This is a genomic window from Janthinobacterium sp. 1L-D-8-B-C4, from assembly GCF_057291295.1.
Window position 1 is genome coordinate 143,633 of record NZ_JBXAVX010000012.1, and the last position, 11,366, is coordinate 154,998.

Consider the following 11,366-nt stretch of genomic DNA (forward strand, 5'->3'; position numbering starts at 1 on the left):
TAATATGGCGAACTTTTTCAATGAAATGACGGCGGATGGATTGGGCACGGAAAGCCAGGTGCGTGACCATTATCGTGAATTCCATCAATGGCTGGAGCAGCAATCGCCAGAGACCATCGCCCGCAAGCGGGCCGAGGCCGACCTGACGTTCCGCCGCGTGGGCATCACCTTTGCCGTGTATGGCGACGATGCCGGCACGGAACGCCTGATTCCGTTCGACACGATTCCCCGGATTATTCCCGCCGATGAATGGGCACAGATGCAAACCGGCCTGGTGCAGCGGGTCAAGGCCCTGAACATGTTCATTCATGATATCTATCACGATCAGAACATCATCAAGGCCGGCATCGTTCCTGCCGAGCAGATCTACAAGAATGCGCAATACCGTCCGGAAATGCAGGGCATCTCGGTCGCCTCTGACATCTATGCCCATATCGCCGGGGTCGATATCGTGCGCGCCGGCCAGGGCGAATTCTATGTGCTGGAAGACAATCTGCGCGTGCCTTCCGGCGTGTCCTACATGCTGGAAGACCGCAAGATGATGATGCGGCTGTTCCCCGAGCTGTTTGCGCGCAACCGCGTGGCACCGGTCGATCACTATCCCGACATGCTGCTCGACAACCTGCGTTCGGTGGCGCCGATGGGCGTCGATGACCCGACCGTGGTGGTAATGACGCCGGGCATGTACAACTCGGCCTATTTCGAGCATGCCTTCCTGGCCCAGCAGATGGGCGTGGAACTGGTTGAAGGCAAGGACCTGTTCGTCAACGACAATTCGGTCTACATGCGCACCACGCGCGGGCCGAAACGGGTCGACGTGATCTACCGCCGCGTCGACGACGATTTCCTCGATCCGCTGGCCTTCCGTTCCGACTCGTCCCTGGGCGTGCCGGGCCTGCTGTCGGTCTACCGTGCCGGCCGCGTAACGCTGGCCAATGCGATCGGCACCGGCGTGGCCGACGACAAGTCGATCTACCCGTTCGTGCCCGACATGATCAAGTTCTACCTGTCGGAAGAACCGATCCTCAATAACGTGCCAACCTACCAGTGCCGCAAATCGGCCGACCTCTCCTACGTGCTGGCCAACCTGCCCAAGCTGGTGGTCAAGGAAGTGCATGGCGCCGGCGGCTACGGCATGCTGGTCGGGCCCGCTTCCACCACCGCGCAGATCGAGGATTTCCGCCAGCGCCTGCTGGCCAACCCCAGCGGCTATATCGCCCAGCCCACCCTGGCCCTGTCGGCCTGCCCTACCTATGTGGAGTCCGGCATTGCGCCGCGCCATATCGATTTGCGCCCCTTCGTGTTGTCGGGCAAGACCATCTCGATGGTGCCGGGCGGCCTGACCCGCGTCGCGCTGGGCGAAGGTTCGCTGGTGGTCAACTCCTCGCAAGGGGGCGGTACCAAGGATACCTGGGTACTGGAAAAATCTTTCGCTGGAGACAAATAATGCTGAGCCGCACCGCCGATCACCTGTTCTGGATGGCCCGCTACACCGAACGCGCCGAAAACACGGCCCGCATGCTCGACGTCAACATGCAGACTTCGATGCTGCCGCAATCGCAGGAAGACGCCGAGCAAGGCTGGCGCGCCACACTCGGTATTTCCGAGCTGCAAAGCGCCTACGATGCCAAGTACGGCCGCTTCCATACGCGCGACGTGCTCGACTTCATGGTGCGCGACCCGAACAACCCGTCCTCGATCATCGCCTGCCTGACGGGCGCGCGTGAAAACGCGCGCGCCGTGCGCGGCACATTGACCACCGAAGTGTGGGAAACCCAGAACGCCACCTGGCTCGACCTGCAGAAACGCCTGAAGAGCAATCTGCTGGAAACCGACCCGAGCGCTTTTTTCGAGTGGGTCAAATACCGCTCGCACCTGTCGCGCGGCGTGACCTTGGGCACCATGCTGAAAGATGAAGCGATTCACTTCATTCGCTTGGGCACCTTCCTGGAGCGGGCCGACAATACGGCGCGCATCCTGGACGTGAAGTTCCATGGCGCCAAGGATGCGTCGAAAGACATCGCACAGCGCGATTTCTATTACTGGGCGGCGCTGCTGCGTTCGGTATCGGGCTTCGAGATCTACCGCAAGGTGTATCGCGATGTGATCACGCCCGACCGCGTGGCGGACCTGCTGATCCTGCGCGGCGACATGCCGCGCTCGCTGCTGGCCTGCATGGATGACGTGGTCGACAATCTGCACCATATCCGCAACGATGTGTCGGCCGATACCGAGCGTTTCGCGGGACGGTTGCATGCCGAACTGAAATTCGGCCATATCGACGACATCCTGAAAGCGGGCCTGCACCATACCCTGACCGAGTTCCTGGAAAATATTTATGAACTGGGCAACCGCGTCAGCCGTGACTTCCTCGTTCCCCTGGCGGCCTGATGATACTGACCATACGCCACGAAACCACGTATCACTACAGCAGGCCGCTGGCGTACACCATCCAGCAGCTGCACCTGACGCCGCGCATCGAACCGCAGCAGCGCGCGCTGTCCTGGCAGATCAACACGCCGGGCCAGTGCCACGCATATACGGATGCCTACGGCAACCTGTCGCAAATGCTGACCATCAACGGCAAGCACCAGGCGCTGTCCCTGGTGGTGCAGGGTTCGGTGGAAACCATCTACCCGTACCAGGGTCGGCTGAACCTGGTCGACACGCTCTCGCCGCTGTTGTTTACCATGCCGACCCGGCTGACCGAAGCGGACCCGACGATCGTCGAGCTGGCCGCCGCCAGCCTGCCCGACCGGGGCACGCCGGCCGCCACCCGCCACTTGCTGCAACTGGCCGAAAACATCGCCGGCAAGGTCGCCTATGAAAGCGGGGCCACCGAGGTGACCACCACCGCCATCGCCGCCCTGGCGCTGGGGCGCGGCGTTTGCCAGGACCATGCCCATTTGTACCTGGCCTGCTGCCACGCCTGGGACATCCCGGCGCGCTATGTGTCCGGCTATATCGATCCGGGCACCACCGGCCACGCGGCCAGCCACGCCTGGGTCGACGCCTGGGTGGTCGACAGCGATTTTTCAGGCTGGGTCAGCATCGACGTTACGCATGCGCGGCTGATGACGGATGCGTATTGCCGCCTGGCGATCGGCCGCGACTACGATTCGGCCGCGCCCGTGCGCGGCGTGCGCCGGGGCGGCGGCAAGGAAACCATGAGCGTCGACGTGCAGATCGTACCCGCTTAGTGGTGGCATCAGGCAAGCCGGCGAGGCTGGCCGGGGCCTGCCAGCTCGCCTGGTGTAAAATGGCGTCTTTTGATTTATATCGTTTACGATGACTTATTGCATAGGCATGCGCCTGAATCAGGGCCTGGTGTTCCTGTCCGACTCCCGTACCAACGCCGGCGTGGACCAGGTCGGTACCTTCCGCAAGATGAGCGTGTTTGAAAATCCGGGCGACCGCATGCTGGTCCTGATGACCGCCGGCAACCTGTCGATCTCGCAGGCGATTCGCCAGATCGTTGCCGAACACGTCGACAGCGACGGGCGCAGCATCTGGAACGTTACCAGCATGTATGACGCGGCGCGCATTGTCGGCGATGCCGTGCGCACCGTGCACCAGCGCGAAGCCAAGGCGCTGGCCAGCTGCGGCATCGACTTCAATGTCAGCATGATTCTTGGCGGACAGATTGGCGCCGAGCGCTGCCGCTTGTTCCAGGTCTATTCGGCCGGCAACTTCATCGAATCGCACGATGAAAACACCTATTTCCAGATCGGCGAAGCCAAGTATGGCAAGCCGATTATCGACCGCGTGATCAACCCGGCAACCAGCCTCGATGAAGCGGCCAAGTGCGCCCTGATTTCCATGGATTCGACCCTGCGCTCGAATATTTCGGTCGGCCTGCCGCTGGACCTGCTGGTGTATGAAACCGAGCGCCTGGCCGTCACGCGCTTTGTCACCATCGATGAAAAAAACCAGTATTTCCGCATGATCCGCGACACCTGGGGCCAGCAATTGAAGCAGGTGTTCGAAGGCATCGTCGATCCGGTGTGGAACGCGGCGCCGGACACCACCGCCAATGTGCTGTCGTCAACCAATATGAACAGCAAACCGGTGCGTGTGGCGGTCCCCGGGCATGCGGGCCGCGACGGACTGGCCGTCACGCCTTTGCAGTCGCTGGCTCAACAGTTCGGCAGCGGCGAGCAGCACTGAGTCCGTGCGCGCTGCTGGCGCACTCCGTGCTTTTATGGCAATATGAATTGATATACCATTCAGATTGCTCAGAGAGGCGGGTGGCGCATGGACTTGATCACTTCGGCGGTGGCGGCCGCCATTGCCCACGGCGCTCCCGATACAGTGCCCGACAACGTCGCCTCGCTGTACCAGCGCCTGAAATCAGCCATTGCCCAGCTGGCCGGCGGCTCCGAGGTGCTGGCCGCCATCGCCAGCCTCGAGTCCGGGCCCGATTCTCCCGAATTGCGCCTGGCGCTGTCAAAGGCCGTGGCCAGCGCGAAAGCGCCGGACGACATGGCAACCCTGTTTGCGGCGCAAGCGCTTTTGGAGCAATTGCCCCCGCCCATGGCCGTGGCAGCATCGGCCAGCATGGAAAAAAGCGCGCTGGCGTCGAACTACGCGGTGATCAAGGTGGGCTTTGCCACCGACCGCCAGCGCGACCTGGGCAAGCCGGCCGCGCAGCGTTTCAATAATGAGCGCAACCACAGCGCTAGTAACAACGCTGGCCTCAGCTACGGCCATTGCGAGATCAGCATCCCGCGCGACCACCGCATGGGCGAGCTGGAGTCGCCTTCGCTGTGGCGGCTGGAATTTCGCCTTGACCCGGCCAAGCACGTGGTGCTGCTCGAGGCCGAGGTGGAGGACCCGGCCAGTTTCTTTGCCGGCGTCGCCGCGCAGGTCAAGGCCTCCGCCAGCGGCAGCGCCTTTATCTTTGTCCATGGCTATAACGTCAGCTTCGAGGACGCGGCGCGGCGCACGGGGCAGATGGCGTACGACCTCGGTTTCGATGGCGCACCCGTCTTCTACAGCTGGCCGTCGCAGGGCGACACGGCGCGCTATACGGTCGATGAAAACAATATCGAATGGAGTACGCCGCATCTGCAGGCGTTTCTTGCCGACTTCCTGCAAAAGAGCGGGGCCGCCAAAGTCTATCTGATCGGCCACAGCATGGGCAACCGGGGCCTGGCGCGCGCCATGGCCGGGCTGATCGAGACCCGGCCCGAGCTGGCCGGGCGGATTGCCGAAATCATCCTGACCGCGCCCGATATCGACGCCGAGGTGTTCCGCCAGGAGATCGCGCCCCGCCTGACGGCATCGGGGCATCCGGTGACTCTGTATGCCTCGTCGGAAGACAGGGCGCTGGCGGCGTCCAGGCTGGTGCATGGCTACCGGCGCGCCGGCGACAGCGGCGAGGGCATGCTGCTGCTGGCCGGCGTGGAAACCATCGACGCCACCGGTGTCGATACAGGTTTTCTCAAGCACAGCTATTTTGCCGAGAAGCGCTCTGCCCTGTCGGACATGTTTTATCTGATACATGACCAGGCACGCGCCGACCAGCGTTTCCTCGACCGCGTCGATACGCCAGCGGGCCGCTACTGGACGTTCAAGCCCTGACAGGCAGGCGGGCAAGCATGTTAAGATGCGGTAAAACGGCATGGCAAAGACACGGCGACCGCGCCGCTTGAAGACCATGCGCATGCAGGCAAACCTTATGTTGACTTCTTCTACCGAACAAGCTGAATCGCTGATCCGCAGCACCAATGCCCGTGTTACCAAGACGCGCGTGAAGGTGCTGGACTTTCTGATGGCGCAAAGCCAGTCCATGACGCACCATGAAATCCAGCAAGCACTGTCGCAGGACAGCGATATCGATTCCGTCACCCTGTACCGGGTGCTGGAATGGCTGACCGAAAACGAGCTGGTGCACCGCATCGCCGGTGGTGACCAGGTATGGCGCTTCAGCGCCGGTGCCGGCCACCAGGCGCATGAGCATGCCCACTTCCAGTGCAACAAATGCGCCACCGTCACGTGTTTCAATGAAGTCAAGCTGCCCGCCCCGGTCGCCCTGCCCGAAGGCTTCAGCGGCGGCGACGTCGATTACCTGATCAAGGGACTGTGCCCGCGCTGCAAGTAACGGCAGGCTCTGGCGCCTGGTAGCCCACCACGCAGCGGTCCAGGCCCCGTATCAAGGTATCCTGCGGCAAGCCCCTGCCGATAAACACCATCTTGCTGGCCCGTGTTTCACCCTCGCGCCACGGCGCACCCAGCTCCGAGCCGATCAGCATGTGCACGCCCTGGAACACGGCGCGGCACGGCGATTCGGCGATATATAAAATGCCCTTGTAGCGCATCAGCTGGGTGCCGAACAGCTGCACGATGGCGTCGAGAAAATTCTCCACCTTCATCAAGTCCAGCGGCTGCGCCTGGTGATACACAAACGATTGCACGCCATCGCCATGGCGGTGCTTCAAATCGCCAAGAAAATCGGGTTCCAGCTCGACGATGGCGTTCAGGTTGAAACCACGGATATTCAAGATATCGCGCAGCGGCACGTTGCCAAAGCTGAGCTTTTGCATGCTGGCGCGGCAATTGATGGCCAGCAGGCGCTGGCGCAGCGCCGCCAGCGCTTCCTTGCTGACCAAATCCGTTTTCGACAGCAGGATGCGGTCGGCAAAGCCCACCTGTTCCTGCGCTTCGCGGTGCTCCGTCAGTTGCTGCTGGGCGTGGCGCGCATCGACCACCGTCAAAATCGCATCGAGCATGTAAAAGGCGCTGACGGACGGTTCGGCAAAGAAGGTTTGCGCCACCGGCCCCGGCGCGGCCAGCCCTGTCGTTTCGATGATCACATGCTCGAAAGCCAGCGTGCCTGCCGCGCGTTTCGCCTGCAGTTCGCCCAGGATACGGATCAGGTCGCCACGCACGCTGCAGCAAATGCAGCCATTGTTCATCTCGACGATCTGCTCATCGCTGTCCTGCACCAGCAGCGCATTGTCGATGCTTTCGGCGGCGAATTCGTTCTCGATCACCGCAAAACGCATGCCGTGCTTGCCCTGCAAAATACGCTTGAGCAAGGTGGTCTTGCCGCTGCCGAGAAAGCCCGTGATGATGGTGACGGGGATCAGGTCGTGCATCACATCATCGTCCATCAGGCGACCTCATCCAGTTCTTCCATGCGCTGCCAATGCGGAAACGGATCGGGCAGCGTGCGCCAGGCGGCCATGCCCCTGCGCGTCTCGGTAGCGTTCAGCTGGCAACGCTTCAGGTCGGCCTCGATGGCGTTTCGATCCATGTCCTGGCCGATAAACACGATTTCCTGGTAGCGGTCGCCATAGGGTTCGCTCCAGCCTTCGCGCATTTCCGCCAGCGATTCGGCGTCCGTCGGCCAGCGCTCCTGCGGCACGGCGGCCCACCACAGGCCCACCGGTTCGATATTCATCAGTTTGCCCGCGCCCGACAGGCTGGCCACCCATTCCGGCCGGCTGGCCAGCCAGAAATAGCCCTTGCTGCGCACCACGCCGGCAATCGGCTGGGAAATATAGTCGTACAGGCGCTGGGCATGAAACGGCTCCCTGGCACGGTAGACAAAACTGCTGATGCCATATTCTTCCGTCTCCGGCTTGTGCACGCCGGCCAGCTCTTGTGCCCAGCCCGGCATATTGGCCGCCTGCTGCAAATCGAACAGTCCGGTGCCCATGATGGCATCTAGCGGCACCACGGACTGGTTGGTTTCAATCACGCGTGCGCCCGGGTTCAGGGCCTTGATCAGGGCCAGCACGCGCTGGCGCTCGCCCGGCTGCACCATATCGACCTTGTTGACCACGATCACATTGGCAAACTCGATCTGCTCCGTCAGCAAGTTCGCCAATTGGCGGTCGTCGCCCTCGCCCGCCGTCTCGCCGCGCTGCTCCAGGGTATCTTCGCTGCCGAAGTCGGCCAGCAGGTTGGCGCAGTCGACCACGGTCACCATGCAGTCGATCTGCGCCACCTGGTTCAGGCTGACGCCATCTTCATCTTCGAAGTCAAAGGTGGCGGCCACCGGCATCGGTTCGCCCACGCCGGTCGATTCGATCAGCAGATAGTCGAAGCGGTCTTCCTCGGCCAGGCGCCGTACTTCCAGCAGCAGATCGTCGCGCAGGGTGCAGCAAATGCAGCCATTCGACATCTCGACCAGCTTTTCCTCGGTGCGCGACAGCGCCGCGCCGGCCGCCTGCGTACCCTCCTTGATCAGGGACGCGTCGATATTGACCTCGCTCATGTCGTTGACGATGACGGCCACGCGCTTGCCCTCGCGGTTGCGCAATATATGGTTGAGCAAGGTGGTCTTGCCGGCGCCCAGGAAGCCGGACAGCACGGTGACGGGGAGTTTGCGATTGAGCATGGTTTCCTTTTTGCAGTTTGGTTGCGTTTGTGGATTATAATGCAGCTCAATTGCATTTGAGGATTTTTCTTGGCTGGCAGTGTGCTGTCATTCGGCCGTCATATGATAGCGCTACAGTCGCGTCCTTTGAATCTTTCCGAGAATCGCAATGAAAACAAACTGGATCATGATGGCGGCCCTGGCAAGCGCGGGCCTGGCGGGATGCAACGGCAGCTCGAACAAGGCGGCCAACATTGCCGAAGGCACGACGGTCACCGTGGCGCTGCTGGAAACCACCGACATCCATTCCAACGTGCTCAGCTACAACTACTATGCGCTGGCCGAAGACACCAGCCTGGGCCTGGAGCGCACTTCGACCCTGATCCAGGCGGCCCGCGCAGAAAACCCCAACAACGTGCTGCTCGACGACGGCGACGTGATTCAGGGCACCTTGCTGGCCGACTTGCAGGCGGTAGCCGCGCCCGTGCCCTGCACCGCGACCCTGGCCGTGCACAAGGCCATGAATGCGCTCAAATACGACGCGGGCGGCATGGGCAACCATGAATTCAACTACGGCCTGGGCTACCTGAGCCAGATCACCAATACCGATTTCGGCATTCCCGGCGTCAGCAAGCCGACCGGCAACTGCGGCGCGCCCACCTTCCCTTCCGTGCTGAGCAACGTGGTTGGCGTGGCCAGCGGCAAGCCGATCTTCAATCCTTACGTGTTGCTGCCGCGCGATTTCGCCGCCGTGGCGCCAGATGGCAGCAAGCTCAACGTCAAGATCAATATCGGTGTGATGAGCTTTGTGCCGCCACAAATCCTGGAATGGGATCAAAAGGTGCTGGCCGGCAAGGTCAGCGTGACCGGCGTGCAGGAAGCGGCCAAGCAATATGTGCCCGAACTGCGCGCCAAGGGCGCCGACCTGGTGGTGGCGCTGTCGCATGGCGGCCTGGACACCAGCGCCTACAGCCCGAAAATGGAAAACGGCAGCTATCACCTGACCAGCACCGGCATCGACGCGCTGATGATCGGCCACTCGCACCTGATCTTCCCGAAAGGCAAGGAAGCGGGCGCGGCCGCCCTGGACGCCTCGTTTGCCGCCTTCCCGGCCAGCGCGAAGATCGATGGCGACAAGGGTTTTGTGAACGGCGTGCCGACCGTCATGGCGCAAAGCTGGGGCCGCCGCCTGGGCATCATCAAGCTGACCATGGTCTACCAGGGCGGCAAATGGGTGGTGCAGCAAGACAAGACCACGGTCGAATCGCGCGGCTTCAAGCTGGCCGACGGCAGCAACGTCAAGGCCGACCCGGCGATTGCGCCGCTGGTGGCGACCGAGCATGACGCCACCATCGCGTACGCCAAGAAACCGCTGGGCGTGAGCACCGATTTTGAAATGTCGGCCTATTTCGCGCTGGTCGGCGACGTCAGCGCGATCCAGCTGGTCAACCAGGCCCAGCTTGATTACGTGAAGAATTTCATTGCCACCAGCACCGATGCGACATTGGCCAGCTACAAGAATATCCCCGTGATTTCCTGCAGCGCACCGTTCAAGGCGGGCCGCAACGGGCCATCGGATTTTACCGACGTGGCTGTCGGCGCGACGCCGGCCGCACCGGTTGGCCTGCAGGTGCGCAATCCGGGCGACCTGTACTTATACAGCAACAACAACCTGCAAGCCGTGAAGATCAAGGGTGCCGACCTGAAAGCGTGGCTGGAAACCTCGGCCAAACAGTTCGCCCAGATCGACCCGGCCAAAACGGCCGAGCAGGACCTGGTGCCAACCTACGGCACCATCTACAACTATGACGTGTTCTACGCGGAAAACAATGCGCTGACGTACCAGATCGACGTGACCAAGCCAGCCGGCAGCCGCATCGTCAACCTGCGCTACAAAGGTGGGGCGGTCGGTGACGCAGATGACTTTATTGTTGCCACCAATGACTACCGCGCCGGCGGCGGCGGTGCGGTGCCCGGCATCGACGGCAGCAAGACCATCATCAAGTCGCCCGACGCCAACCAGGCCGTGGTCAGCAACTACCTGCTGGCCCTGGCTGGCAAGGGCGCCGGCAAGGTGACGCTGGCCGACAACGGCAGCGCGCGCAGCTGGAGTTTTGTCAGGACGGCCACCGCCGGCCCGGTGATCCTGCGTTCGGCGCCGGGCCACCTGGCGCTGGCGAAAAGCAGCGGCGTTGCCAATGTGGTGGCCGAAGGCGCACTGGACGCCAGCGGCTTTGCCAAGTACTCGATCGACCTGAGCAAATAAGGAGTTGGCCATGAAAACCGCCCTCTCTTTCCCCGCCGTCGTGCTGGCCGCCGCCCTGGCGGCTTGCCAGGCTTCACCGCCACCCACCACGGCAGAAATCGAGGCGGTCGCCATGCATGCGCGTCAGGCCGGCGACCAGCAGGCCGAACGCCGGGTGCGCGCCTGGGCAAGCAAAGGCATGCCGGTGGCCGAGCGCGAACTGGCCCTGGTCTACCAGCCGCGCTTGGCGCGCCGCGCCGACGCCCTGCGCCTGTTCGAGCAGGCGGCGCGCGCCGGCGACACGGAAGCAGCGTTCGAGATGGGCCAGATGCTGCGTGCATCCAGCCCCGGGCAGGCCAGCCCCGGGCAGGCCTGGTGCTGGTATCGCATGGCGGCCAAGCAAGGTCACGCCAGGGCCGCGCTGATGCTGGGGCTGCTGGCGGCCAACGGCGAAGGCGTGGCCAAAAATCCGGTCGAGGCGGCGCGCTGGCTGGCGGTGTCCAGCGAGCTGGGCAATGCTCACGCCATGTTTTTGCTGTACAACGCGTACCGCGAAGGCCGCGGCGTCGAGCAGGATAACGACAAGAGCCTGGCGCTGCTGGAGGAGTCCGCCCATCACGACTACCCGCCCGCGATCCAGGAACTGGCCATGACGGTACAGTCCGGCGATGCGCTGCGCGCCGGTCATCTGCTGAAGGAAGCCACCGAGCACCGGCACAACAACTGGAACCGGTTCTGATCGCCCGATCACCTGATCTTTCGGGAGTGGCACATTCAGGCGCACTGCTTGTATGA

The 11,366-nt window shown here is 62.6% G+C and carries 10 protein-coding genes; 8 read left to right on the plus strand and 2 right to left on the minus strand.

Annotated elements, in window-relative coordinates; translation table 11 throughout:
* Positions 1-4 precede the first annotated feature (4 nt).
* From AC0Z42_RS20280 to AC0Z42_RS20305, 6 genes are all read left to right on the plus strand, one after another.
* Positions 5-1,447, plus strand: coding sequence for a circularly permuted type 2 ATP-grasp protein (locus AC0Z42_RS20280; protein WP_485469984.1), 1,443 nt, complete (start codon positions 5-7; stop codon positions 1,445-1,447).
* Positions 1,447-2,391, plus strand: a complete 945-nt coding sequence (locus tag AC0Z42_RS20285) for an alpha-E domain-containing protein (RefSeq protein WP_485469985.1) — start codon at positions 1,447-1,449, stop codon at positions 2,389-2,391. The genes AC0Z42_RS20280 and AC0Z42_RS20285 overlap by 1 nt, the downstream gene beginning before the upstream one ends.
* Positions 2,391-3,200, plus strand: coding sequence for a transglutaminase family protein (locus AC0Z42_RS20290; RefSeq protein ID WP_485469986.1), 810 nt, complete (start codon positions 2,391-2,393; stop codon positions 3,198-3,200). The genes AC0Z42_RS20285 and AC0Z42_RS20290 overlap by 1 nt, the downstream gene beginning before the upstream one ends.
* Positions 3,201-3,288: 88 nt before the next feature.
* Positions 3,289-4,167 (plus strand): proteasome-type protease, encoded by an 879-nt coding sequence (locus AC0Z42_RS20295; RefSeq protein WP_485469987.1) that lies wholly within the window; start codon positions 3,289-3,291, stop codon positions 4,165-4,167.
* An 87-nt stretch (positions 4,168-4,254) separates the two neighbouring features.
* On the plus strand, positions 4,255-5,583 hold the full coding sequence (locus AC0Z42_RS20300; protein WP_485469988.1) for an alpha/beta hydrolase: 1,329 nt from the start codon (positions 4,255-4,257) through the stop codon (positions 5,581-5,583).
* A 97-nt stretch (positions 5,584-5,680) separates the two neighbouring features.
* Positions 5,681-6,103, plus strand: a complete 423-nt coding sequence (locus AC0Z42_RS20305) for a Fur family transcriptional regulator (RefSeq protein ID WP_485469989.1) — start codon at positions 5,681-5,683, stop codon at positions 6,101-6,103.
* Here AC0Z42_RS20305 and AC0Z42_RS20310 read toward each other — a convergent pair.
* Together AC0Z42_RS20310 and zigA are read right to left on the minus strand one after the other, a co-directional pair.
* A complete protein-coding gene (locus tag AC0Z42_RS20310) occupies positions 6,075-7,115 on the minus strand; it encodes a CobW family GTP-binding protein (RefSeq protein ID WP_485469990.1) in 1,041 nt (346 codons plus the stop codon). The genes AC0Z42_RS20305 and AC0Z42_RS20310 overlap by 29 nt on opposite strands.
* The gene (zigA, locus tag AC0Z42_RS20315; protein ID WP_485469991.1) at positions 7,115-8,347 is read right to left on the minus strand and encodes a zinc metallochaperone GTPase ZigA; all 1,233 of its coding nucleotides are present in this window, start codon (positions 8,345-8,347) and stop codon (positions 7,115-7,117) included. The genes AC0Z42_RS20310 and zigA overlap by 1 nt, the downstream gene beginning before the upstream one ends.
* A 148-nt stretch (positions 8,348-8,495) precedes the next feature.
* On the opposite strand from zigA, the gene AC0Z42_RS20320 reads away from it, so the two are divergent.
* Positions 8,496-10,592, plus strand: a complete 2,097-nt coding sequence (locus AC0Z42_RS20320) for a bifunctional 2',3'-cyclic-nucleotide 2'-phosphodiesterase/3'-nucleotidase (protein WP_485469992.1) — start codon at positions 8,496-8,498, stop codon at positions 10,590-10,592.
* A 10-nt stretch (positions 10,593-10,602) separates the two neighbouring features.
* Positions 10,603-11,310 carry a tetratricopeptide repeat protein gene (locus AC0Z42_RS20325; protein ID WP_485469993.1) on the plus strand — a complete coding sequence of 236 codons (708 nt, stop codon included), beginning with the start codon at positions 10,603-10,605 and terminating at the stop codon, positions 11,308-11,310.
* Positions 11,311-11,366: the final 56 nt, after the last annotated feature.